The sequence below is a fragment of the Streptomyces sp. NBC_00461 genome (genome assembly GCF_036013935.1).
Lineage (GTDB): Bacteria > Actinomycetota > Actinomycetes > Streptomycetales > Streptomycetaceae > Streptomyces.
Map to the genome: position 1 here is coordinate 6,134,451 of NZ_CP107902.1, position 22,222 is coordinate 6,156,672.

The following is a 22,222-nucleotide window of genomic DNA, read 5'->3' on the forward strand; positions in this document are numbered from 1 at the left end:
ACTCCCTTGGAGCACCACCCCGCATGTCCGAGAACACACAGGTCTACGACTACGTCGTCATAGGCGGCGGCACGGCAGGGTCCGTCATCGCCTCCCGCCTCACCGAGAACCCGGACGTCACCGTCGCCGTCATCGAGGGCGGCCCCAGCGACGTCGGCCGCGAGGACGTGCTGACGCTGCGCCGCTGGATGGGCCTCCTCGGCGGCGAGCTGGACTACGACTACCCCACCACCGAGCAGCCCCGCGGCAACTCCCACATCCGGCACAGCCGTGCCCGTGTCCTCGGCGGCTGCTCCTCCCACAACACGCTCATCGCCTTCAAGCCGCTGCCCTCCGACTGGGACGAGTGGGAGGAGGCCGGCGCCAAGGGCTGGGGCGCGGTACCCATGGAGGCGTACTACGCGCGGTTGCTCAACAACATCGTCCCGGTCGACGAGAAGGACCGGAACGCCATCGCCCGGGATTTCGTCGACGCCGCTCAGCACGCGACGGGGGTTCCCCGGGTCGAGGGCTTCAACCGTGCGCCGTTCACCGACGGTGTCGGTTTCTTCGACCTCGCCTACCACCCCGAGGACAACAAGCGGTCGTCGGCGTCGGTGGCGTATCTGCACCCGGTGATGGACGAGCGCGAGAACCTGACGATCCTCCTGGAGACCTGGGCGCACCGGCTGGAGCTGAACGGCACCCGCGCCGAGGGCGTGCACGTCCGCACGAAGCACGGCGAGGAGATCCTCGTACGGGCCCGCAACGAGGTCCTGCTCTGCGCCGGCGCCGTCGACTCCCCCCGCCTGCTGATGCACTCCGGCATCGGCCCCCGCGAGGACCTCGAAGCGCTCGGCATACCCGTGGCGCACGACCTGCCCGGCGTCGGCGAGAACCTCCTGGACCACCCCGAGTCGGTGATCGTCTGGGAGACGAACGGCCCGATCCCCGAGAACTCCGCGATGGACAGCGACGCCGGACTGTTCGTGCGCCGCGACCCCGGACACGCGGGCCCGGACCTGATGTTCCACTTCTACCAGGTCCCCTTCACGGACAACCCCGAGCGCCTCGGCTACCAACGGCCGCCGTACGGCGTCTCGATGACCCCGAACATCCCCAAGCCGAAGAGCCGCGGCCGGCTGTACCTCACCAGCGCCGACCCGTCCGTGAAGCCGGCCCTCGACTTCCGCTACTTCACCGACGAGGACGACTACGACGGCCGCACCCTCGTCGACGGCATCCGCATCGCCCGCGAGATCGCGCGGACCGAGCCGCTCGCGGGCTGGCTCAGGCGCGAGGTGGCCCCCGGCCCGCACCTCACGAGCGACGAGGAGCTCAGCGAGTACGCCCGCAAGGTCGCCCACACCGTGTACCACCCGGCGGGCACCTGCCGTATGGGCGCCGCGGACGACCCGCAGGCCGTCGTCGACCCGGAGCTGAGGATCCGCGGCCTGGACGGGATCCGCATCGCCGACGCCTCCGTGTTCCCGACCATGACCGCCGTGAACCCGATGATCGGCGTGCTGATGGTCGGAGAGAAAGCCATAGACCTGATCGGAAGTGGTGCGTGATGAGTACGTCCGTCTTTTCCGTCGAAGGACTGTGGAAGGTGTTCGGCCCGAAGGCCGACCGCGTTCCCGCAGACCCCGAGCTGACCTCGCTGGACCCCGCCGAACTCCGCTCCCGCACCGGCTGCACCGCCGCCGTGCGCGACGTGTCGTTCGAGGTGCAGAAGGGCGAGGTCTTCGTGGTGATGGGCCTGTCCGGCTCCGGCAAGTCCACCCTGGTGCGCTGTCTGACCCGGCTGATCGAGCCGACGGCGGGTGCCATCGCCATCGACGGCGAGGACGTACGCGCCATGGACAGGACCCGGCTGCGCGAACTGCGCCGCCACCGCGCCGCGATGGTCTTCCAGCACTTCGGCCTGCTGCCGCACCGCACAGTCCTCGACAACGTGGCGTACGGCCTCGAGATCCAGGGCGTGAGCAAGGCCGAGCGGCGGGCGCGCGCCCAGGCGGTCGTCGACAAGGTCGGCCTGGAAGGCATGGAGCAGCGCCGCCCGGCCCAGCTGTCCGGCGGCCAGCGCCAACGCGTGGGCCTGGCCCGCGCGCTCGCGGTGGACCCCGAGGTCCTGCTGTTCGACGAGCCGTTCAGCGCGCTCGACCCGCTGATCCGGCGGGACATGCAGGAGGAGGTGGTCCGACTGCACCGCGAGGAGGGCCGCACGATGGTCTTCATCACCCACGACCTCTCCGAGGCACTGAAGCTGGGCGACCGCATCGCCCTGATGCGCGACGGCAGGGTGGTGCAGCTCGGCACCCCCGAGGAGATCGTCGGCAGCCCGGCCGACGACTACGTACGCGAGTTCGTCCGGGACGTGTCGCGCGAGCAGGTGATGACGGTACGTACGGCCATGAGGCCCGGGGGCTGCGACGCGGCCGAGCATCCCGGCGCGCTCGAACCCGGCGCGGTAGTCGCCGACGCGATCAAGGTCGTCGCCCGTAGCGGCAGGGCGGCCTGCGTCGTGGAGCACGGGCGCTGCCTCGGCGTCGTCGACCACGAAAGGCTCCTCGGCGTCGTCGCCGGAACGGAGCCGCGGAAGGAGGCGGTCTGATGGCCACAGCCACCGCATCCGCCCCGCGCATCGCCCTCCCCCGTGTGCTGAAACACCCCGTGGCCCGCAAGCTGCTGCTCCTCGCGCTCGCCGCGGCGATCCTCGTGCCGCTGGCCAACGCCCGCTGGGCGAGCGGCAGTTGGCCCGACGCCCTCACCGTCGACCTCACCAAGCCGCTCACCAGCACCAGCAACTGGATCATCGACAACCGGGACAGCCACCCCCTGTTCCTCTACTTCTTCGGCTACGTCAGCAACGCGGTCGTGCTCTCCGTACGCGCCGTGTATCTGGTGCTCCTCACCGCGGGCTGGGCCGGCGTCACGGCCCTGGGGGCGCTCGTCGCCTGGCGCGTCGCCGGAGCGCGACTCGCGATCGGCACCGCTGCCGCCTTCCTCGCCTGCGGGCTGCTCGGCATGTGGGTGCCGACCATGCAGACCCTCGCGCTGATGGTGGTCGCCGTCCTCGTGTCGGTCGTCGTGGGAGCCCTGCTCGGCCTCGGCGCCGGTCTCTCCGACCGCCTCGACCGGATCCTGCGCCCGGTCCTCGACACCATGCAGGTGCTGCCGGCCTTCGCGTATCTGCTGCCGGTCGTGCTGGTCTTCGGCATCGGCGTCCCCGCGGCGGTCCTCGCCACCGTCGTCTACGCCGCCCCGCCCATGGCCCGCCTCACCTCCCTCGGTCTGCGCGGTGCCGACAAGGAGGTCCTGGAGGCCGTCGAGTCGCTCGGCGCCACCGCACCCCAGCGGCTGCTGACCGCCCGTATCCCACTGGCCCGCAAGGAACTCCTCCTCGGCCTGAACCAGACGATCATGATGGCGCTGTCGATGGCCGTCATCGCCTCCGTCATCGGCGCGGGCGGCCTCGGTGACCGGGTCTACCAGGCGCTGGCCTCCGTCGACGTGGGCGCGGCGCTCGCGGCCGGCATCCCGATCGTGCTGCTGGCCGTCGTACTGGACCGGATCACCGGCGCGGCCGGCGGCGGCACCGGAGAACCCCGGCGCGCGGCGATCAACAGGGGCGGCGTGCAACGCCTCGCGGTGCGGCGGTGGCCGGGTGACACGTGGGCGTACGCCCTTCTCACCGCCGTGGTGGTGGCGGTCGCCGGCCGGCTCGCGGGCCGCCTGGACTGGCCCGAGGCCTGGATCGTGAACATCGCCGAACCCGTCAACCGGGCCGTCGACTGGATGACCGCGCACCTGTACTCGGGCGTGCCCGTCGTGGGCGGCACCGCCGAGTGGGCGGGCCACTTCACCACCTGGGTCCTCGACCCTGTCCGCAGCGGCCTGCAGTGGCTGCCCTGGTGGTCGGTCCTGCTGCTGGTGGCGGCGCTCGCCTGGCTGATCGGCACCTGGCGCACCGCGCTCACCGCCGTCCTCGCCATGGCCGCGATCGGCGTGCTCGGCGTGTGGCAGCCGTCCCTCGACACGCTCTCCCAGGTCCTCGCCGCCGTCGCCGTCACGCTCGTCCTGGGCTTCGCGACCGGTATCGCGGCGGCCCGCAGCGACCGCTTCGAGCGACTGCTGCGCCCCGTCCTGGACGTCTTCCAGACGATGCCGCAGTTCGTGTACCTGATCCCGGTGGTCGCCCTGTTCGGAGTGGGCCGCGCCCCCGCCGCGGCGGCAGCCGTCGTCTACGCGCTTCCGGCCGTCGTCCGCATCACCACACAGGGCCTGCGCCAGGTCGACCCGGCCGCCCTGGAGTCGGCCCGCTCGCTCGGCGCGACCCCCGCCCAGCAGCTGCGCCAGGTCCAACTCCCGCTCGCCCGGCCGGCGTTGCAGCTCGCCCTCAACCAGGGCGTGGTCCTCGTCCTCGCCGTCGTCGTCATCGGCGGCCTGGTCGGCGGAGGCGCCCTCGGCTATGACACCGTCTTCGGCCTGGCACAGGGCGACCTGGCGACCGGCCTGGTCGCGGGCGCCGCGATCGTCTGCCTCGGACTGATGCTCGACCGGGTGACACAGCCGACGGAACGCCGCACCAAGAAGGGAGCGTGACATGCGACTTCGTACGACGACCGCGGTGGCCGTGGGGTCCTCGCTCCTGTTGCTCACCGGCTGCGGTGCCGCCGACATGACCAAGCAGGCCTCGCCCTTCGCCAACGCGCAGGGCGCCAGGACCGTGACCCTGTCCGTCCAGTCCTGGGTCGGCGCGCAGTCCAACGTCGCCGTCGCCCAGTACCTGCTGGAGCACAAGCTCGGCTACCGCGTCGACACCGTCCAGGTCGACGAGGTCCCCGCCTGGGACGCGCTCAGCCAGGGCCGGGTCGACGCGATCCTGGAGGACTGGGGCCACCCCGACCAGGAGAAACGCTACGTCGACGACAAGAAGACGATCGCGCGCGCCGGCGGCCTGGGCGTCACCGGTCACATCGGCTGGTACGTGCCGACCTACCTGGTCAAGCAGCACCCCGACATCACGAACTGGAAGAACCTCAACAAGTACTCGTCGTCGTTCCGCACCGCGGAGAGCGGCGGCAAGGGCCAGCTGATGGACGGCTCACCGTCGTACGTCACCAACGACAAGGCGCTGGTGAAGAACCTGAAGCTGAACTACCAGGTGGTGTTCGCGGGTTCGGAGGCCGCCCAGATCACGCAGATGAAGCAGTTCGCGAAGGAGAAGAAGCCCTTCCTGACGTACTGGTACGCGCCGCAGTGGCTGTTCAAGAAGGTCCCGATGACCGAGGTGAAGCTGCCGCCGTACAAGGAGGGCTGCGACACGGACCCGGCGAAGGTGGCCTGCGCCTATCCGCACACCCCGCTGCAGAAGTACCTCAACGCCGACTTCTCGAAGAAGGGCGGCAAGGCGGCGGCCTTCCTCAGGAAGTTCAGGTGGACGACCGAGGACCAGAACGAGGTCTCCCTGATGATCGCCGACCAGAAGCTGTCGCCCGAGCAGGCGGCGAAGAAGTGGGTGGACCGCCACGCCTCCACCTGGAAGGCGTGGCTGTCCTGATCACCGGCGCTGCTTCAGCTCGTCGGCCATCCCCTGCAGCGCCAGCGCCGCCCGGCGTTGCAGCAGCGGCCCGAACGTGATGCGGGTGGCCCCGAGTTCACCGAGTTCGGTGGGCGAGGGGCCCTTGCCGTCCAGGGCGCCGTGCACGTTGACCGGCCCCAGGATCCCGGACCGCAGAAGCGGCAGGACACTCACCGGCGCACCGATCGGATAGACGCAGTCGGCGCCCGCGGCGACGTACAACGCGGCCCGCTCGATGGCCCGGTCGGGGTCAAAGACTCCACGGACGAAGGTGTCGACGCGGGCGTTGACGAAGAGTTCGTCACCGGCTGCGGCCCGCACCTCCGCGAGCCAGTCCGCGTGCTTGTGCGGGTCCTTGAGCACACCCCCGTGCGAGTCCTCAAGGTTGCAGCCGACGGCCCCCGTCTCCAGCAGCCGCTCCACCAGCTCCCGGGGCGCGAGGTCGTATCCGTCCTCGATGTCCGCCGACACCGGTACGTCCACGGCCCGTGCGATGCGCGCCACCGCGGCGAACATCTCGTCGGGGTGCGTCGACCCGTCCTCGTACCCGAGGGAGGCGGCGATCCCCGCGCTGGGCGTCGCGAGCGCGGGAAAGCCGGCCTCGGCGAACACCCGGGCGCTCACCGCGTCCCAGGGGCCGGGCAGCACGAGCGGATCACCCGGGAGGCGGCCCCGGTGCAGCCCGCGAAAGACCTCGACCTTGCTCATGGCGTGCAACCTCCCGGCGGGGTACGGCGGCTGACCATCATCCGGTTCCAGTTGTTGATCGCGACGATCAGCCCGACGAGGTGGGCGAGCCGGCCGTCGTCGAAGTGTGCGGCCGCCCGCTCGTACACCGCGTCCGGCACGAATCCTCCCCCAGACTTCGTCCGGGAGGTGCCCCCAGTCAGGACGGTGACGGCCTCGGTCAGCGCGAGCGCGGCCCGCTCCCGCTCGTCGAAGACGTCCTCGGCCTCCTCCCAGGCGGCGAGCAGGTCCAGCTGCCTCTCGCTCACCCCGTGCTCGCGGGCGACCGCGAGGTGCATGTCCAGGCAGAACGCGCAGTGGTTGAGCTGCGAGGCCCTGATCACGACAAGCTCCGCGAGGGCGGGGTCGCCCAGCCCGCGCTTCGCGGCCGCACTCACGGCGGACAAGGCCCGGCCGACCTCGCGGTCGAGGTATCTCGTACGGCTCACTTGTGCTGCCCCGCCTCGTAGTGGCCCGGGGTCAGACGGCAGGTCACGCCGAACCGGTTCCACGCGTTGATCACCGTGATCGCGGCGATCAGCTGTGTCAGCTCGACCTCCTCGAAGTGCTTGGCCGCGTGGCCGTACACCTCGTCCGTGACGAAGCCCTGGGTCAGCACGGTGACCGCCTCGGTCAGTTCGAGGGCGGCCAGCTCCCTCTCCGTGTAGAAGTGCTTCGACTCCTCCCACGCGCCGAGCTGGATGATCCGCTCGACGCTCTCGCCCGCCGCGAGCGCGTCCTTGGTGTGCATGTCCAGGCAGAACGCGCAGTGGTTGAGCTGCGAGGCGCGGATCTTCACCAGCTCCAGCAGCTTCGGGTCCAGGCCCTGCCGGGCGGCCGCGTCGAGGCGGACCATCGCCTTGTAGACCTCGGGGGCGTGCTGGGTCCAGCGCAGACGGGCGGGCTGTTCGAGTGCGTACTCGGCGGCTTCCTCTGCTGTCGTCATGTCCTCGACCCTAGAAGCGAGGCAGCCCAGGGGTATGGTCCATTTCCATGGCGAAAACGTGGGCCACTCTGGGCGTCGACCTGCATCTGGAGCCGACGGGCCCGGGGGTGCGCCGGGGCCTGACCGACGCCCTGCGCGAGGCCGTCCGCACCGGACGCCTGGCCCCCGGCACCCGGCTGCCCTCCTCCCGCACCCTCGCCGTCGACCTGGGTATCGCCCGCAACACCGTCGCCGACGCCTACGCCGACCTGGTCGCGGAGGGCTGGCTCACCGCGCGGCAGGGCTCGGGCACCCGGGTGGCCGATCGCCCGGTCGGCCGGCCCTTGGCCGCCGCACCCCGCCCGCGCGCCCGCACCCGCCCCGCCTACGACCTGATCCCCGGCGTCCCCGACCTCGCCTCCTTCCCGCGCGCCGAGTGGCTCAAGGCCTGCCGCCGCGCCCTCGCCACGGCCCCGTACCAGGCCCTCGACTACGGCGACCCGCGCGGCCGCGTCGAACTGCGCACCGCGCTCGCCGGCTATCTCGCCCGGGCCCGGGGAGTGCGCGCCGACCCCGAACGCATCCTCGTGTGCGCCGGCATCTCGCACGGCCTGCGCATCCTCGGCGCGGTGCTGCGGGCGCGCGGGGCACGCACCGTCGCTGTCGAGTCGTACGGCCTCGACGTGCACTGGAAACTGCTGGCCGCCGCCGGCCTCGGAACCGTCCCGCTGCCGTTCGACGAACGGGGCACGAATCCCGGGGAGTTGACGGACGAGGCCGCGGTTCTGCTCACCCCCGCGCACCAGTTCCCGATGGGCGGCACCCTGCACCGCGACCGGCGCGCTGCCGTCGTCGACTGGGCGCGTCGCACCGGCGGCCTGGTCGTCGAGGACGACTACGACGGCGAGTTCCGCTACGACCGCCAGCCCGTCGGCGCCCTCCAGGGCCTGGACCCGGACCACGTCGTGTACGCGGGCACCGCCAGCAAGTCCCTCGCCCCCGGCCTCAGACTGGCCTGGCTGGTGCTGCCGCCGCACCTCGTCCAGGAAGCGGCGAAGGCGAAGGGCGGCATCGACTCCTGTGGGGCCCTGGACCAGTTGACGCTCGCCGAGTTCCTCACCTCCGGCGCCTACGACCGCCATGTGCGCGCCGCCCGCCTGCGCTACCGCCGCCGCCGTGACGCGCTGGTCGCGGAACTCGCGCGGCGGGCCCCGCAGGTCCGTGCCACCGGCATCGCGGCGGGCCTGCACGTGGTGCTCCGCCTCCCGCCGGGCACCGAGCGGGAGGCGCTTAGATCGGCGGCCTGGCAGGGACTCGCGGTGCACGGCCTGCACCGCTACCGGCACCCGGAGGCGACCGCCGAGCCGCCCGACGCGCTGGTGGTGGGCTACGGAACACCCCCGGACAGCGCCTGGGCGGGGGCCTTGGACGCACTGTGCGCGGCGCTGCCCGAATGAATGGACCGGCGGTCATCGCGCCTGGTTGGCCGGCCTGCTGTGCGCGACCGAAACAAGGCCGCCAAGGGCCGGGATTGGGCGCTGCGGGCCGCGACGGGCGGCAATGGAATGGGCGGCGGGTCAGGCCGTCGCCTCTTCCTCCTCCGCCTCTTCCTCCGCCGGCGCCTCCCCGAATCGCGCCAGCGCCAGCGCCCCCGCGATCGCGATGACGAATCCCAGCACCGCCAGCCAGGCGAGCCCCTCCCGGGTACGGTCCCCGAGCCACACCACGCCCACCGCCGCGGGTCCGATCGTCTCGCCGATCACCAACCCGGCCGTCGCCGTGGTGACCGATCCACGCTGCAGGGCGGTGGTCAGCAACAGGAAGGCGGCACCTCCGCCGAGAAGGAGCGCGTACGTCGCCGGGTTGGTGAACAGTTCCGACGGTGCGAGTGAGTCGATCAGCCGTACCGACACCTCCACCACCCCGAACCCGAACCCGGCCCCCAACCCGAGCATCAGCGCCCGCCCCCGCCCGGACCACCGCCCGCCGACCAGCCCGAGCAGCAGCACGACCACGGCGACCGCGAGCATCGCCCACTTCAGAGCGGTCGACCCGGCGCGATCGCCCTCCTCCCCGGACGCCAGGCCCAGCATCGCGAGCCCGGCGCACACCACGCCGACGGCGCCCCACTCCACCCCGCTCAACCGCACATGCAGCAGCCGCGCCGCGACCACACCGGTGACCGCGAGGCTTGACGCGAGGGCCGCCGCGACCGCGTAGATCGGGATCGACCGCAGCGCCGCGATCTGCAGCACGAACCCCAGCCCGTCCAGCGCGAGCCCGGCCATGTACCGCCACTGCCGCAGCGCCCGCAGCAGCAGTGCCGCCTCTCCGCCCCCGCCCGCGGTCGCCGCCCGTGCGGCGACCGCCTGCAACACCGTCGCCGTACCGAAGCAAACCGCAGCGCCGAGAGCGCACACCATCCCAAAGATCACAAAGTGACTGTAGGGGAGGCGAGCAACGGTCGGGAGTGCTTCGGCGTACGCTCTCACCGATCTCTAGGCTGCCCCCCGAACACCGCAGGACAGCCGCACCAACGGGGAGACACGGACCGCACCGGTACGGGATCTCACACGCCGAGCACACCCCGCAGCTGACCGAGCCCCCAGTCCAGATCCTCCTTCCCGATCACCAACGGGGGCGCGATCCGCACCGTCGACCCGTGCGTGTCCTTCACCAGCACCCCACGCTCCATCAGCTTCTCCGACACCTCCCGCCCCGTCCCCAACGCCGGACTGATGTCGACGCCCGCCCACAGGCCCCGGCCCCGCACCGCCAACACCCGCCCGGTGCCGGTCAACGCCCCCAGCTCCCGGTGCAGATGGCCGCCCAGCTCGGCCGACCGCGCCTGGAACTCGCCCGTCCGCAGCATCGCGATCACCTCCAACGCCACCGCACAGGCCAGCGGATTCCCACCGAACGTCGAACCGTGCTCCCCGGGCCGGAACACCCCGAGCACCTCGGCGCTCGACACCACCGCGGACACCGGCACGATCCCGCCGCCCAGCGCCTTCCCGAGCACATACACATCGGGGACGACCCCCTCCTGCTCGCACGCGAAGGTCGCGCCCGTCCGCCCCAGCCCCGACTGGATCTCGTCCGCCACGAACAGCACGTTCCGCTCGCGCGTCAGCTCCCGCACCGCCGGCAGATAACCGGCCGGCGGCACCAGCACACCCGCCTCGCCCTGGATCGGTTCGAGCAGCACGGCGACCGTGTTCTCCGTCATCGCCGCCCGCATCGCCGTCAGATCGCCGTACGGCACGATCTCGAAGCCCGGCGTGTACGGCCCGAAGTCCGCCCGCGCCTCGGCGTCGGTGGAGAAGCTGATGATCGTCGTCGTACGGCCGTGGAAGTTGTTGCCCGCGACCACGATCTTCGCCATCTCCGCGGGCACGCCCTTGACCCGGTACCCCCACTTCCGGGCTGTCTTCACCGCGGTCTCCACCGCCTCCGCGCCCGTGTTCATCGGCAGCACCATCTCCATCCCGCACAGTTCGGCGAGCTCGGAGCAGAATGCCGCGAACCGGTCGTGGTGGAACGCCCGCGACGTCAGCGTCACCCGCTCCAGCTGCGCCTTCGCCGCCTCCACGAGCCGCCGGTTGCGATGGCCGAAGTTGAGCGCCGAGTAACCGGCCAGCAGGTCCAGATACCGCCTCCCCTCGACATCCGTCATCCACGCCCCGTCCGCGGACGCGACGACCACGGGCAGCGGGTGGTAGGTGGGCGCGCTGTGCGCGTCGGCGGCGGCGATGAGGCTCTCCGTAGCGGTCACGGGATCTCCAGAGGGTGCCAGAAGCTGAGGGTGTGCCCCTTCTTATCGTCGCTCGCATGGTGGACGCGGGACCTCCGCGTTCCGGCGCGCCCGGTAGTCTGACCGGCGGGCCGTGACTGGCGCGCTGGGATGGGATCGACCATCGGGGAGCGGCCTGCGAGTGAGCGAGTGCCGTGCGCCTGGGCCAACCGTGAACCGTGAATGCTTCAAGCCACGCCACCCGGAGGCCGACGACATGCCAGAGCAGCAGCCCCTGTCCACCGAGTCCACCGCCTTCCGCGCCGCCCTTGACGTGATCCGTGCCGTGGAGCCGCGGGTCGCCGACGCCATCGGTCAGGAGGTTCACGACCAGCGCGAGATGCTGAAGCTGATCGCCTCCGAGAACTACGCCTCCCCGGCCACGCTTCTCGCGATGGGCAACTGGTTCAGCGACAAGTACGCCGAGGGCACCATCGGCCGCCGCTTCTACGCCGGCTGCCGCAACGTCGACACCGTTGAGTCGCTCGCCGCCGAGCACGCCAAGGAGCTCTTCGGCGCCCGCCACGCCTACGTCCAGCCGCACTCGGGCATCGACGCCAACCTGGTCGCCTTCTGGTCGGTCCTCGCCCAGCGCGTGGAGACCCCCGCCCTGGAGAAGGCCGGTGTCCGCCAGGTCAACGACCTTTCCGAAGCCGACTGGGCCGAGCTCCGCCAGGCCTTCGGCAACCAGCGCATGCTCGGCATGTCCCTGGACGCGGGCGGCCACCTCACCCACGGCTTCCGCCCGAACATCTCCGGCAAGATGTTCGACCAGCGTTCCTACGGCACCGACCCCGGCACCGGCCTCATCGACTACGAGGCCCTGCGCGTCTCCGCCCGCGAGTTCAAGCCGCTGATCATCGTCGCCGGCTACTCCGCCTACCCCCGCCTCGTGAACTTCCGCATCATGCGCGAGATCGCCGACGAGGTCGGCGCCACGCTCATGGTGGACATGGCGCACTTCGCCGGTCTCGTCGCCGGCAAGGTCCTCACCGGTGACTTCGACCCGGTCCCGCACGCCCAGATCGTCACCACCACCACCCACAAGTCGCTGCGCGGACCGCGCGGTGGCATGGTCCTGTGCGACGACTCCCTCAAGGACCAGGTCGACCGCGGCTGCCCGATGGTCCTCGGCGGCCCGCTCCCGCACGTCATGGCAGCCAAGGCCGTCGCCCTCGCCGAGGCCCGGCAGCCTTCCTTCCAGGACTACGCCCAGCGCATCGTCGACAACTCGCGGGCGCTCGCGGACGGCCTCATGCGCCGGGGCGCGACCCTGGTGACCGGCGGCACCGACAACCACCTCAACCTGATCGACGTCGCCACCTCCTACGGCCTCACCGGCCGCCAGGCCGAGGCGGCCCTGCTCGACTCGGGCATCGTCACCAACCGCAACGCCATCCCGGCCGACCCCAACGGCGCCTGGTACACCTCCGGCATCCGCATCGGCACCCCCGCTCTGACCACCCGCGGCCTGGGCACCGCCGAGATGGACGAGGTAGCCGGCCTGATCGACCGTGTCCTCACCACGGCCGAGCCGGGCACCACCAAGTCCGGTGCCACGTCCAAGGCCCAGCACATCCTGGACCCGAAGATCGCGGACGAGATCTCGCACCGGGCCACCGACCTCGTGGCCGGCTTCCCGCTGTACCCGGAGATCGACCTGGGCTGACACACGGCCCCTCCGGAGTGGCAAACGCCCTCTTGAGTTGTCAAGGACCGGGGACTCCAAGGTCCGTGACCGTCGCAGCACAACCCACGACGGTCAAAGATCGATGAGTTCCTGTCGTGGCTCCTCGCGCGGCGGTCCGGCTCCCGGCCGGGCCGCCGCGCGGCGTATCAGCAACGTGCCGCCGGCGCCGACCACGAGCCCCACGGCCAGCCCCGGCACCGCCCACCAGAAACTGCCCCCGCGGGCCCCGGCCTGAGCGGCCGCGCCGCCGGTGGCCCGGGCCGCGGTCGCGCTCTCGCCTAGCCCGGCGAGCACCTTCTCCCGCTCCAGGTCCACGAGGATCGAGCGCGGCGCCCGGTGCCAGCGGATGTCGTCGTCCTCGATGTCCGGCGCCGGATCACTGCGTATCCAGGGCATGCCGTCCGCGGCCAGCAACAGCTGGTCCTGCCGCTCGACCGCCACGTCACCGCCCGGCGCGCGGTTCGTCTGCGGATAGCCTCCGACCCCCGTCAGGCCCCAGACCACGGTGAAGTCCACCGGCGGATAGCGGCCCTCCGCCCAGGCCTCCGGCACCCGCTCCGTCCCCGTGTAATCCGGCCTCAGCAGCTGCCGGAGGTGAGCGAAGGCGGGCTGCCCCGCCTTCAGCACCGTCGTCTGACCCGTGCCGCCCGCGATGATCATCGCCAGGTCCGGAAAGTCCCGCATGTGTGCCTGTGCTCCCACCTGTGCCGGCACCCGCACCGGTGCCCGAGTCCGTCCCTCCATCTGTGCCGCGGTGTGCGTCCGGCCTTCTGCTCGGGCCCGGTCCTGTGCAACCGCCGCCGCACCTCTCGGCATCCCGCTCAGGACCAGTGCTGCCGCCGTCGGCAGAAGTGCCGTGAACCTCGCCGCCCTCGACATGCTTCGGCCTGCCACCCCTTCACGAGCTCCGCGCCTCCATCCCCGCATGCCGTCCTCCAACCGCTCGCTCCCGTCCGGCCCTCCCCGAGCCGCGTGTCACTTCTGGTACACCGCCCGACCCGCCGGGGTTCCCACGACCCGCGAACTATTCCGAAGAATCGGAGGAGTCCGAGGAGTCCGAGGAGTCCCAGGAGCCCGAGGAATCCGAGGACTTGAGGGCCTTGGAGGACCCCGAAGACTTCTGGGCCGACTCGTCCAGGGACTTCGCGATCTCCACGGCCCGACCCTTTGACGCCACGCCTTCCAGCCGGAGCGTCAGATCCCCGCCTCCGTGGTTGGGCCCATGGGTCCACAGCAGCGTCGGCCCGGTGGTCCGCTCCTTTCGGGTGAAGCGGTGCTCGTCCTCGTCCACGAGCCAGAAGCTCAGCAGGTGGGGGCGGGGGAACCACAGGGCGTAGTCCTGCACGCCGTCGGCCGAAGGCTCCCCGCTCAGCGCGAGCCACTCCGGCTGCTCGCGCAACGTCTTGGTGAAGCCGAGGTCCAGCGAGGCCCGGAACTCGTCCAGCCGGACCGTGCGCCCGCCCTCCCGCCAGCACAGGCTCACCAGGAACCGCCCGTGCGGCTCGTCGCTGACCGTCACCGTGTCCGGCACACCGAGCGCGTCCGGGACCAGCGGCTCGAAGCCGGCCCGGTGCTCGGCCTGCCCGAGGGACACGGACCTGCCGCAGCCGGGCACCTCGGCGCCGGGTGACGGCACCGCCGACGGGTCGTACCGCACCTCGACCCCGCCGAAGTCGAACCAGTCCAGGACCGCGGCCCGGACCGGGGGTGTGAGCGCGAGCACCGTCAGCAGTGCGCAGAGGGTCGCGGTCAGCGAGCGCCACCGCAGCCGCGCCCAGCGCCGGACCGCACGCAACCGCTCACGGGCACCCCGGGCCTCAGCCACCGGGACCGGCACGTGCTCGGCCAGTATCTGTCCCAGCACCCGCTCGACCATCGTCTCGGAGCCGAGGGCAGCGCCGGCCCCGTCGTCGTCGCCCGCCCCGGTCGGATCCAGCGATCTGCCCAGCGCGCGCAGTTCGTCGGGCAGCCGGGAAGCACCACTTCCGTGCTGCCGCCCGCGCGGCCACCGGCCACCGGTGCCCTCCGGACCACGGCCGCCCCCGCCGTCGTAGCTCCGTCCCTCACTCACGCTCGTCACCCCCTTCCCGAGGCTCGAAATCCGGCAGGAGCCGGCCAAGTTTGCGCAGGGCGCGGTTGAGACGGGACTTGACCGTCCCGCGAGGCCAGCCCAGGGTCTGGGCCGTCTCGGACTCGTCCATCTCCAGGAGATAGCGGTAGGTGACGACCAGGCGGTGCTCCTCGCTCAGCTGCTCCAGGGCGGACAGCAGAGCCGTGCGGCGCTCCGTCCGAAGCGTCGCCACCGCCGGGTCCGCCGATTCCGGTATCAGCGGCTCCGCCTCCGCCAACGCCGCTTCCCGGCCGGCGAGCGTCCGCTGTCGGGCTGCCGTCCGCACTGTGTTCCTGGTCTCATTGGCGACGATCGACAGCAGCCACGGTCTGAACGCCGCGCCGTGCCGGAACCCGCCCAGAGCGCAGTACGCCTTCACGAAGGCCTGCTGCACCACGTCCTCCGCGTCCGCACCCGCCCCGAGTGCCGCGGCCGCCCTGAGCGCGATGCCCGTATGGGCCCGCACCAGCTCCGCGTACGCCTCCGGCTCTCCGGCGCGTACGCGTGCGATCACCGCGGCCTCATCGACGATGCGGCCCCCCTCCCGCGTCCTCACACCCTTGTTACACCGCAGAAGACGGATCGGTTCCCACCTGTTTCCGACCAGTTCCGGATCGGCTCGACAGACCTGAGAGAATGATGAACATGGCCTCTGACAGTCCTCGTGTGCTCTCCGGAATCCAGCCCACCGCAGGCTCGTTCCACCTCGGCAACTACCTCGGCGCCGTCCGCCAGTGGGTGGCCCTGCAGGAGACCCACGACGCGTTCTACATGGTCGTCGACCTGCACGCGATCACGCTTCCGCAGGACCCCGCCGACCTGCGTGCCAACACCAGGCTCGCCGCCGCCCAGCTCCTCGCGGCCGGCCTCGATCCCGACCGGTGCACGCTCTTCGTCCAGAGCCATGTCCCCGAGCACGCCCAGCTGGCCTGGGTCATGAACTGCCTCACCGGCTTCGGCGAGGCCTCCCGCATGACCCAGTTCAAGGACAAGGCCGCCAGGCAGGGCGCCGACCGCGCGTCCGTGGGCCTGTTCACGTACCCGATCCTCCAGGTCGCCGACATCCTGCTCTACCAGGCGCACGAGGTCCCGGTCGGCGAGGACCAGCGCCAGCACGTCGAGCTCACCCGCGACCTCGCGGAGCGCTTCAACGGCCGCTTCGGCCAGACCTTCACGATCCCGAAGCCGTACATCCTCAAGGAGACGGCGAAGATCTACGACCTGCAGGACCCGTCGATCAAGATGAGCAAGTCGGCCTCCACGCCGAAGGGCCTCATCAACCTCCTCGACGACCCCAAGGCCACCGCCAAGAAGGTCAAGAGCGCCGTCACCGACACCGACACCGTCATCCGCTACGACGCCGAGAACAAGCCCGGCGTCAGCAACCTGCTCACCATCTACTCGACCCTCACGGGCAAGTCGGTCGCCGAACTGGAGCGGGACTACGAGGGCAAGATGTACGGCGCGCTCAAGACGGACCTCGCCGAGGTGATGGTCGAGTTCGTGACGCCCTTCAAGGAGCGCACCCAGCAGTACCTGGACGACTCGGAGACGCTCGACTCGATCCTGGCCAAGGGCGCGGAGAAGGCGCGCGCCGTCGCCGCGGAGACCCTTTCCCAGGCGTACGACCGGGTGGGCTTCCTGCCCGCGAAGCACTGACGCGCACCACCGCACACACGTACCACTCGGCAGAGCGCTGCACATCACTCCGGTTGCGCCTGCCCACGACACAGCCGTGGCCTTACAGTCGATAGCCGACGGCTGAGAACAAATCCGTCACGACGACAGGAGACGACGTGGGGACCGTAACGATCGGCGTGTCGATCGCGGTCCCGGAGCCTTACGGCAGCCTGCTCCAACAGCTGCGCACGGGCTTCGGCGACGCCGCGGCTCACGGCATCCCCACGCACGTCACCCTGCTGCCGCCGACGGAGGTCGACGGCAGTGACCTGTCGGCCGTCGAGGCACATCTGACCGAGGTCGCGGCGGTCGGCCGGCCCTTCCCGATGCGGCTGTCCGGCACCGGCACCTTCCGGCCCCTGTCACCCGTCGTCTTCGTGCGGGTCGCCGAGGGCGCCGAGGCCTGCACCTGGCTGCAGCAGCAGGTCCGTGACGCCTCCGGACCCGTGCCGCGCGAGCTGCAGTTCCCGTACCACCCGCACGTCACGGTCGCGCACGGCATCGACGAAGAGGCCATGGACCGCGCCTTCGCGGAACTCGCCGACTACGAGGCCGACTGGTCGTGCACCGGCTTCGCGCTCTACGAGCAGGGTCCCGACGGCGTGTGGCGCAAGCTGCGCGAGTACGCCTTCGGGGGCTCGGTGGTGCCGCCGCAGGCGGGGCACGTGGAGCGCGGGTCCCTGCCGACCCGCTGATCGACTACAGGGCCAGCCGCCGGAACACGTCCCGCGGCAGATGCCGCAGCGCCGCCATCACCACGCGGAGCACGCCTGGCACCCACACCGTCTCCGAGCGTCGCCGCAGCCCGAGTTCGACGGCCGTCGCGACCGCCTCCGGTGTCGTCGCGAACGGTGCCCGCGGAAGGCCGGCGGTCATCTTCGACCGGACGAACCCGGGGCGTACGACCATGACGTGCGCGCCCGTGCCGTGCAGCGCGTCGCCAAGCCCCTGCGCGAAGGCGTCCAGGCCGGCCTTGCTGGAGCCGTAGATGAAGTCGCTGCGGCGGGCCCGCTCGCCGGCGACGGAGGAGAGCACCACCAGTGAGCCGTGCCCCTGCGTCTGCAGCGCGCGTGCGCTCACCAGCGCCGCCGACACCGCACCCGTGTAGTTGGTCTGCGCGACGCGCACCGCGGCGGCCGGTTCGCGCTCGTCGCGCGCTTGGTCACCCAGGATCCCGAAGGCGAGCAGCACCATGTCGACATCGCCCTCGGTGAAGACCTTGCCGAGGGCGGTCTCGTGGGCGTCGGGGTCGAGCGCGTCGAAGGCGACGGTGTGCACGTCGGCACCATGACCGCGCAACTGCTCGGCGGCCTGTTCCAGGGCGGCCGAGGGGCGTCCCGCGAGCCACACCGTGCGCGTGCGGCGCGCGATCAGCCGGCGTGCGGTGGCGAGCGCGATCTCGGACGTACCGCCGAGGACGAGCAGGGACTGGGGGAGGCCGAGGGCGTCCTTCACGGCAGCAGCTCCTAGGTGTCTGGCTAGAGGGCGAGACGGCGGGACGGCGGGGCAGGTCGGACAGGCCCCGGGCCCGTCACGGTGACGGGAACGGTGTCGGCAGACATACCTGCGACCGTATCGCCCCTATATCGCCAATTTGTTTCTATTCGTCCCCGCGTGGCCGACTCGCAGGGAACATGACCCGTCTCCCCGAAATTGGTGACTAAAGGGATGTCGGCCCATATCCCGGCGCCTGTCGGGCGCATTCGGGGTACTCACACATTGGTCTTCCGTACCGAGGGCAGAGTCGGATCATGGACTGGCTGAAGAAGCTCCCCGTCGTCGGGCCGCTGCTGGCGCGCCTGACGCTCACGCACGCGTGGCGGTCGTACGAGCGTCTGGACCGGGTGAAGTGGGCGAGGCTCGCCGCCGCGATGACGTTCACCAGCTTCGTCGCGCTGTTCCCGCTGCTCACCGTGGCCGCCGCGATCGCCGCCTCCACGCTCAGCAAGCAGCAGCAGAGCGACCTCCAGGACAAGATCGCCGAACAGGTTCCCGGCATCTCCGACCAGCTCGACATCCACAACCTGGTCGACAACGCCGGCACCATCGGCCTCATCGCGGGCGCTGTGCTGCTGCTCACCGGCATCGGCTGGGCGGGCTCCATGCGGGACTGTCTGCGCGCGGTGTGGGAGCTGCCCGACGAGGAGGAGAACCCCATCCTGCGCAAGGCCAAGGACCTGGGGATCCTCGTGGGCATGGGCGGCGCTGTACTGGTCACGCTCGCCACCTCCACCGTCGCCTCCGCGATGGTCGGCTGGATCACCAGGCAGATAGGCCTCGAGAAGGGCGGCTGGGGCGGGATCCTGCTGTACGTCGCCGCCTTCGCCGTCTCCGTGCTGGCCGACTTCCTGCTGCTCCTGTACGTCCTCACGCTGCTGCCCGGCGTCGAACCGTCGCGCCACCGGCTGATGGTCGCCGCGCTGATCGGCGCGGTCGGCTTCGAACTGCTGAAGGCGCTGCTGAGCGGCTATATGCAGGGCGTGGCCGCGAAGAGCATGTACGGCGCGTTCGGCGTACCCGTGGCGCTGCTGCTGTGGATCAACTTCACCGCGAAACTGGTCCTGTTCTGCGCCGCGTGGACGGCGACGCAGAGCAAGGAGCAGGAGGTGCTCACGGACGAGTCCGGCGACGTACCAGATCCGGCAGCGGCCAGCGGCGGTTGACCAGGAACGCGGCCGCCGCGAGCAGCACCAGCGCCCCACCGCTTATGGCGAGGGCGACTCCCATGCCGCCGGAGCGGACCCGAGTCGAGTCGCTCGCCACCGGCTTGCCCGACGTGGCACCGGCCCCGCCCGCCTGGCCCGCCGTCGCGTTCGCGCCCGGCTGAGCGCTCGCCTCCGCGCTCTTCGGCGCCACCAGCGCGCCGATCGGCTTCGCCTTCCCGGCCGCCTTGAAGCCCCAGTCGAAGAGCTTGGCGGTCTCCCTGTAGACCTCGTTGTGCTCGTTTTTCTCGGGGTGTATGACGGTGACGAGCAGCACCCTGCCGCCCCGCTCGGCGACACCGGTGAAGGTCGCGCCCGCGTTCGTCGTGTTGCCGTTCTTGACGCCCGCGATGCCCGGGTAGACGTCGACGTCGGAGTCGCCCGTCAGCAGCCGGTTGGTGTTCTGGATCTCGAAGGAATCGCGGACCGACTTGCCCTTCTCGCCCTTCTTCGTCTCACCGGGGAACGCGGTCCGCACCGTCGAGCAGTAGTCGCGGAAGTCCTTCTTCTGCAGCCCGGAGCGGGCGAACAGCGTCAGGTCGTACGCGGACGAGACCTGCTTGGGGGCGTCGTAGCCGTCGGGTGTGACCACGTTCGTGTCGAGGGCCTGGAGCTCCTCGGCGTGCTCGTTCATCTCCTTGACGGTGTTGTCGACGCCGTCGTTCATCGCCGACAGGACGTGCACCGCGTCGTTGCCGGAGCGCAGGAAGACGCCGAGCCACAGATCGCGCACGGAGTACGTCTCGCCCTCCTTTATCCCGACCATGCTGGAGCCGGCGCCCATGCCCGCCAGGTCGGTGGGCACGACCTTGTGCTTCTGGGTCTTCGGGAACTTCGGCAGCACCGTGTCCGCGAACAGCATCTTCATCGTGCTCGCCGGGGGCAGCCGCCAGTGCGCGTTGTGCGCGGCGAGCACCTCGCCCGACTCGGCGTCCGCGACGACCCAGGAGCGCGCGGTGATGTCCTTGGGGAGCACCGGTGCGCCCCTGCCGAGGTCCACCTGGGTCCCCGGCTGCCCGAGACGGGTGCCGCCCACGCTCGACATGTTCGCCGGGGGAGTGGCCGACGGACTCGTGGAGGGACTGGGGGCCGCGAGGGCGACGGGCGCGGTCAGCGCGAGCGAGGACAGGGCGGCGGAGGTGACCAGCAGGGATCGCCTGACGGTCTTCTGGGGTGCGGGCACGGACGAGAACGTACATGCCACACGGCGTGAAGTCCCGCCTCCCACCCCACCCCGGCCACGGAACGGAACGGGTGGCGGCGATACTGAACGCATGAAGCTCAGTCGCCCCGTCTCCTGGTTCCTGCTCGCCTTCGGGGTGTGGAGCTGGGTCATCTGGGTCACTTTCGTAAAGAACCTGGTCAAGGACGGCAGCGGCCTCGCCTTCGACGACGGCCATCCGACGGCGTACTTCTGGGTGCACCTGACGCTCGCTGTCGTCTCCTTCGTATTGGGGACGGTCATCGGGGGCATCGGGTTGCGCGGACTGCGCGCTTTGCGCCAGACGTCATAACCGACAAAGCTGAACAGAACGACGGAACCCGCACGGGGGGTCACAGCACGGTGGTCATCGTCTTCGGAGTGCTGGCCCTGGGCGTTCTCGTCGCGGGCAACTGGTACCTCTGGCGCCGTCTGTTCCGCGACACGACCCGGGGTCCGGGCCTCGCCCGTCGAGCGGGTGCGGCGGTGATCACGGGCGGCTGGCTGCTCGCCGTCGGGGCCCTCGTCACCGAGCGCGCCGGCGCGCCCTTCTGGCTCCAGCAGGTCCTGGCCTGGCCGGGCTTCCTGTGGCTCGCGCTGTCGGTCTACCTGCTGCTGGGCGTGGTGGCGGGCGAGGTCGTACGGCCGGTGCTGCGCCGCCTGCTGGAGCGGCGGGCGCGTGCCACGGAGGCCGCCGCCGTACCGCAGACGCAGCCGGTGCCCGCAGGATCCGTACCCCCGAAGGCGCCGGAGCCCGGGCAGACGGCCGGGACCGGGCCGGAGTCCGCCCCGCAGCCCTCGCGTCGCCTCTTCGTCTCCCGGGTCGTCGCCGGGGCCGCCGCTGCTGCCGCCGTGGGGACGGTCGGCTACGGCACGTACGGCGTCCTGCGCGGCCCGAGTGTGAAGCGCGTCACCGTGCCGCTGGCCAAACTCCCGCGCGCGGCGCACGGTTACCGCATCGCGGTGGTCAGTGACATCCACCTGGGCCCGATCCTCGGCCGGGGCTTCGCGCAGAAGGTCGTCGACACGATCAACTCCACCCAGCCGGACATCGTCGCGGTCGTCGGCGACCTGGTGGACGGCAGCGTGAAGAACCTGGGCCCGGCGGCGGCACCGCTGGCGCAGTTGAACGCGCCCTCCTACTTCGTCACCGGCAACCACGAGTACTTCTCCGGCGCCGAGCAGTGGGTCGAGGAGGTGCGGCGGCTCGGGCTGCACCCGCTGGAGAACGCCCGTACCGAACTGCCCTGGTTCGACCTCGCCGGTGTCAACGACATCGCGGGCGAGAGCGAGGGCCAGGGCCCCGACTTCGCCAAGGCGCTCGGCGACCGGGACACGGCACGCGCGTGCGTACTCCTCGCCCACCAGCCGGTCCAGATCCACGACGCCGTCAGGCACGGCGTCGACCTGCAGCTCTCCGGCCACACCCACGGCGGCCAGCTCTGGCCCGGCAACTTCGTCGCCGCGGCCGCGAATCCGACCGTCGCGGGCCTGGAGCGCTACGGCGACACACAGTTGTATGTCAGCCGCGGCGCGGGCGCCTGGGGACCGCCCACGCGCGTGGGGGCGCCGTCGGACATCACGGTGATCGAACTGGCCTCGACGCGAGCCTGACGGTCCCGCGCCGTCCGTGGTGACCGCTTGCACGACCATCCGGGACAGGACGGATCCTGTGACGGCGCTGTGAAACGTGGCGGAAACCCCTTGCGGCAACTTCGGTCTCAACTCACCAGATCCCTCTTCCCTCAGCTGAAACACGTGTGATTAGGTGAGCCGCGCCACTAGGGGGTGGCGCTTGGGGTGGGGGCCCTTCGGGGCGGGGGAGGGCA

At 71.1% G+C, this 22,222-nt stretch carries 21 protein-coding genes and 1 riboswitch; of the genes, 11 read left to right on the top strand and 10 right to left on the bottom strand.

The window, feature by feature from the left end; translation table 11 throughout:
• The first annotated feature begins 23 nt into the window (after positions 1 to 23).
• From OG870_RS28860 to OG870_RS28875, 4 genes are read left to right on the top strand one after another with little or no spacing between them, the layout of a single operon-like run.
• Positions 24 to 1,553 (top strand): GMC family oxidoreductase, encoded by a 1,530-nt coding sequence (locus OG870_RS28860; protein ID WP_266589499.1) that lies wholly within the window; start codon positions 24 to 26, stop codon positions 1,551 to 1,553.
• Positions 1,553 to 2,596 (top strand): quaternary amine ABC transporter ATP-binding protein, encoded by a 1,044-nt coding sequence (locus tag OG870_RS28865; RefSeq protein WP_327691694.1) that lies wholly within the window; start codon positions 1,553 to 1,555, stop codon positions 2,594 to 2,596. The genes OG870_RS28860 and OG870_RS28865 overlap by 1 nt, the downstream gene beginning before the upstream one ends.
• The gene (locus tag OG870_RS28870; protein WP_327691695.1) at positions 2,596 to 4,587 is read left to right on the top strand and encodes an ABC transporter permease; all 1,992 of its coding nucleotides are present in this window, start codon (positions 2,596 to 2,598) and stop codon (positions 4,585 to 4,587) included. Before OG870_RS28865 ends, OG870_RS28870 begins: the two co-directional genes overlap by 1 nt.
• 1 nt (position 4,588) lies before the next feature.
• Complete coding sequence (locus OG870_RS28875) at positions 4,589 to 5,545, top strand: ABC transporter substrate-binding protein (RefSeq protein ID WP_266519960.1); 957 nt, start codon at positions 4,589 to 4,591, stop codon at positions 5,543 to 5,545.
• On the opposite strand, the gene OG870_RS28880 is transcribed toward OG870_RS28875, so the two are convergent.
• Genes OG870_RS28880 through OG870_RS28890 form a run of 3 tightly spaced genes read right to left on the bottom strand, consistent with a single transcriptional unit; the run spans position 5,546 to position 7,238 of the window.
• Positions 5,546 to 6,274 (bottom strand): isocitrate lyase/PEP mutase family protein, encoded by a 729-nt coding sequence (locus OG870_RS28880; protein ID WP_266519962.1) that lies wholly within the window; start codon positions 6,272 to 6,274, stop codon positions 5,546 to 5,548.
• Positions 6,271 to 6,741 (bottom strand): carboxymuconolactone decarboxylase family protein, encoded by a 471-nt coding sequence (locus OG870_RS28885; protein WP_266589502.1) that lies wholly within the window; start codon positions 6,739 to 6,741, stop codon positions 6,271 to 6,273. Before OG870_RS28885 ends, OG870_RS28880 begins: the two co-directional genes overlap by 4 nt.
• Positions 6,738 to 7,238: a carboxymuconolactone decarboxylase family protein gene (locus tag OG870_RS28890; protein ID WP_266589503.1), complete on the bottom strand. Its 501-nt coding sequence runs from the start codon at positions 7,236 to 7,238 to the stop codon at positions 6,738 to 6,740. Before OG870_RS28890 ends, OG870_RS28885 begins: the two co-directional genes overlap by 4 nt.
• Before the next feature lie 47 nt (positions 7,239 to 7,285).
• Here OG870_RS28890 and pdxR point away from each other — a divergent pair, with 47 nt between their 5' ends.
• Positions 7,286 to 8,674 carry a MocR-like pyridoxine biosynthesis transcription factor PdxR gene (pdxR, locus tag OG870_RS28895; protein ID WP_266589504.1) on the top strand — a complete coding sequence of 463 codons (1,389 nt, stop codon included), beginning with the start codon at positions 7,286 to 7,288 and terminating at the stop codon, positions 8,672 to 8,674.
• A gap of 120 nt (positions 8,675 to 8,794) precedes the next feature.
• On the opposite strand, the gene OG870_RS28900 is transcribed toward pdxR, so the two are convergent.
• Both OG870_RS28900 and rocD read right to left on the bottom strand, forming a co-directional pair.
• On the bottom strand, positions 8,795 to 9,640 hold the full coding sequence (locus tag OG870_RS28900) for a DMT family transporter (protein WP_266592444.1): 846 nt from the start codon (positions 9,638 to 9,640) through the stop codon (positions 8,795 to 8,797).
• A 146-nt stretch (positions 9,641 to 9,786) separates the two neighbouring features.
• Complete coding sequence (rocD, locus tag OG870_RS28905; RefSeq protein WP_266589505.1) at positions 9,787 to 10,992, bottom strand: ornithine--oxo-acid transaminase; 1,206 nt, start codon at positions 10,990 to 10,992, stop codon at positions 9,787 to 9,789.
• Positions 10,993 to 11,094: 102 nt separating this feature from the next.
• Positions 11,095 to 11,184: riboswitch (ZMP/ZTP riboswitch) on the top strand.
• Positions 11,185 to 11,227: 43 nt separating this feature from the next.
• On the opposite strand from rocD, the gene OG870_RS28910 reads away from it, so the two are divergent.
• Positions 11,228 to 12,679 carry a glycine hydroxymethyltransferase gene (locus OG870_RS28910; protein ID WP_266589506.1) on the top strand — a complete coding sequence of 484 codons (1,452 nt, stop codon included), beginning with the start codon at positions 11,228 to 11,230 and terminating at the stop codon, positions 12,677 to 12,679.
• A gap of 93 nt (positions 12,680 to 12,772) precedes the next feature.
• On the opposite strand, the gene OG870_RS28915 is transcribed toward OG870_RS28910, so the two are convergent.
• The 3 genes from OG870_RS28915 to OG870_RS28925 all read right to left on the bottom strand — a co-directional run bounded on the left by OG870_RS28915 (position 12,773) and on the right by OG870_RS28925 (position 15,366).
• The gene (locus OG870_RS28915; protein ID WP_266519982.1) at positions 12,773 to 13,384 is read right to left on the bottom strand and encodes a hypothetical protein; all 612 of its coding nucleotides are present in this window, start codon (positions 13,382 to 13,384) and stop codon (positions 12,773 to 12,775) included.
• Positions 13,385 to 13,724: 340 nt separating this feature from the next.
• The gene (locus OG870_RS28920; protein ID WP_443063441.1) at positions 13,725 to 14,771 is read right to left on the bottom strand and encodes a hypothetical protein; all 1,047 of its coding nucleotides are present in this window, start codon (positions 14,769 to 14,771) and stop codon (positions 13,725 to 13,727) included.
• The gene (locus tag OG870_RS28925; RefSeq protein ID WP_405659055.1) at positions 14,764 to 15,366 is read right to left on the bottom strand and encodes an RNA polymerase sigma factor; all 603 of its coding nucleotides are present in this window, start codon (positions 15,364 to 15,366) and stop codon (positions 14,764 to 14,766) included. The genes OG870_RS28920 and OG870_RS28925 overlap by 8 nt, the downstream gene beginning before the upstream one ends.
• An 89-nt stretch (positions 15,367 to 15,455) precedes the next feature.
• Between OG870_RS28925 and trpS the strand changes: the two genes are divergently transcribed.
• Positions 15,456 to 16,469 (top strand): tryptophan--tRNA ligase, encoded by a 1,014-nt coding sequence (trpS, locus tag OG870_RS28930; RefSeq protein WP_266519987.1) that lies wholly within the window; start codon positions 15,456 to 15,458, stop codon positions 16,467 to 16,469.
• A gap of 137 nt (positions 16,470 to 16,606) precedes the next feature.
• Positions 16,607 to 17,185 (top strand): 2'-5' RNA ligase family protein, encoded by a 579-nt coding sequence (locus OG870_RS28935; RefSeq protein WP_266519989.1) that lies wholly within the window; start codon positions 16,607 to 16,609, stop codon positions 17,183 to 17,185.
• Positions 17,186 to 17,189: 4 nt separating this feature from the next.
• On the opposite strand, the gene OG870_RS28940 is transcribed toward OG870_RS28935, so the two are convergent.
• Positions 17,190 to 17,945, bottom strand: coding sequence for a decaprenylphospho-beta-D-erythro-pentofuranosid-2-ulose 2-reductase (locus OG870_RS28940; RefSeq protein ID WP_266519991.1), 756 nt, complete (start codon positions 17,943 to 17,945; stop codon positions 17,190 to 17,192).
• A 296-nt stretch (positions 17,946 to 18,241) separates the two neighbouring features.
• Here OG870_RS28940 and OG870_RS28945 point away from each other — a divergent pair, with 296 nt between their 5' ends.
• Positions 18,242 to 19,153 carry a YihY/virulence factor BrkB family protein gene (locus OG870_RS28945; RefSeq protein ID WP_266519993.1) on the top strand — a complete coding sequence of 304 codons (912 nt, stop codon included), beginning with the start codon at positions 18,242 to 18,244 and terminating at the stop codon, positions 19,151 to 19,153.
• On the opposite strand, the gene OG870_RS28950 is transcribed toward OG870_RS28945, so the two are convergent.
• Positions 19,101 to 20,375 carry a D-alanyl-D-alanine carboxypeptidase family protein gene (locus OG870_RS28950; protein WP_266519996.1) on the bottom strand — a complete coding sequence of 425 codons (1,275 nt, stop codon included), beginning with the start codon at positions 20,373 to 20,375 and terminating at the stop codon, positions 19,101 to 19,103. The genes OG870_RS28945 and OG870_RS28950 overlap by 53 nt on opposite strands.
• Positions 20,376 to 20,466: 91 nt before the next feature.
• On the opposite strand from OG870_RS28950, the gene OG870_RS28955 reads away from it, so the two are divergent.
• Together OG870_RS28955 and OG870_RS28960 are read left to right on the top strand one after the other, a co-directional pair.
• Positions 20,467 to 20,706 (top strand): SCO4848 family membrane protein, encoded by a 240-nt coding sequence (locus OG870_RS28955; protein ID WP_266519999.1) that lies wholly within the window; start codon positions 20,467 to 20,469, stop codon positions 20,704 to 20,706.
• A 50-nt stretch (positions 20,707 to 20,756) separates the two neighbouring features.
• Positions 20,757 to 22,007: a metallophosphoesterase gene (locus tag OG870_RS28960; RefSeq protein ID WP_266520001.1), complete on the top strand. Its 1,251-nt coding sequence runs from the start codon at positions 20,757 to 20,759 to the stop codon at positions 22,005 to 22,007.
• The last annotated feature ends 215 nt before the right edge of the window (positions 22,008 to 22,222 follow it).

Excerpts from the sequence above, each read along its gene's own strand:
- OG870_RS28860 (WP_266589499.1), top strand. The coding sequence starts at position 24 with ATGTCCGAGAACACACAGGTCTACGACTACGTCGTCATAGGCGGCGGC.
- OG870_RS28865 (WP_327691694.1), top strand. The coding sequence starts at position 1,553 with ATGAGTACGTCCGTCTTTTCCGTCGAAGGACTGTGGAAGGTGTTCGGC.
- OG870_RS28870 (WP_327691695.1), top strand. The coding sequence starts at position 2,596 with ATGGCCACAGCCACCGCATCCGCCCCGCGCATCGCCCTCCCCCGTGTG.
- OG870_RS28875 (WP_266519960.1), top strand. The coding sequence starts at position 4,589 with ATGCGACTTCGTACGACGACCGCGGTGGCCGTGGGGTCCTCGCTCCTG.
- OG870_RS28880 (WP_266519962.1), bottom strand. The coding sequence starts at position 6,274 with ATGAGCAAGGTCGAGGTCTTTCGCGGGCTGCACCGGGGCCGCCTCCCG.
- OG870_RS28890 (WP_266589503.1), bottom strand. The coding sequence starts at position 7,238 with ATGACGACAGCAGAGGAAGCCGCCGAGTACGCACTCGAACAGCCCGCC.
- pdxR (WP_266589504.1), top strand. The coding sequence starts at position 7,286 with ATGGCGAAAACGTGGGCCACTCTGGGCGTCGACCTGCATCTGGAGCCG.
- OG870_RS28900 (WP_266592444.1), bottom strand. The coding sequence starts at position 9,640 with ATGGTGTGCGCTCTCGGCGCTGCGGTTTGCTTCGGTACGGCGACGGTG.
- OG870_RS28910 (WP_266589506.1), top strand. The coding sequence starts at position 11,228 with ATGCCAGAGCAGCAGCCCCTGTCCACCGAGTCCACCGCCTTCCGCGCC.
- OG870_RS28915 (WP_266519982.1), bottom strand. The coding sequence starts at position 13,384 with ATGCGGGACTTTCCGGACCTGGCGATGATCATCGCGGGCGGCACGGGT.
- trpS (WP_266519987.1), top strand. The coding sequence starts at position 15,456 with ATGGCCTCTGACAGTCCTCGTGTGCTCTCCGGAATCCAGCCCACCGCA.
- OG870_RS28945 (WP_266519993.1), top strand. The coding sequence starts at position 18,242 with ATGGACTGGCTGAAGAAGCTCCCCGTCGTCGGGCCGCTGCTGGCGCGC.
- OG870_RS28955 (WP_266519999.1), top strand. The coding sequence starts at position 20,467 with ATGAAGCTCAGTCGCCCCGTCTCCTGGTTCCTGCTCGCCTTCGGGGTG.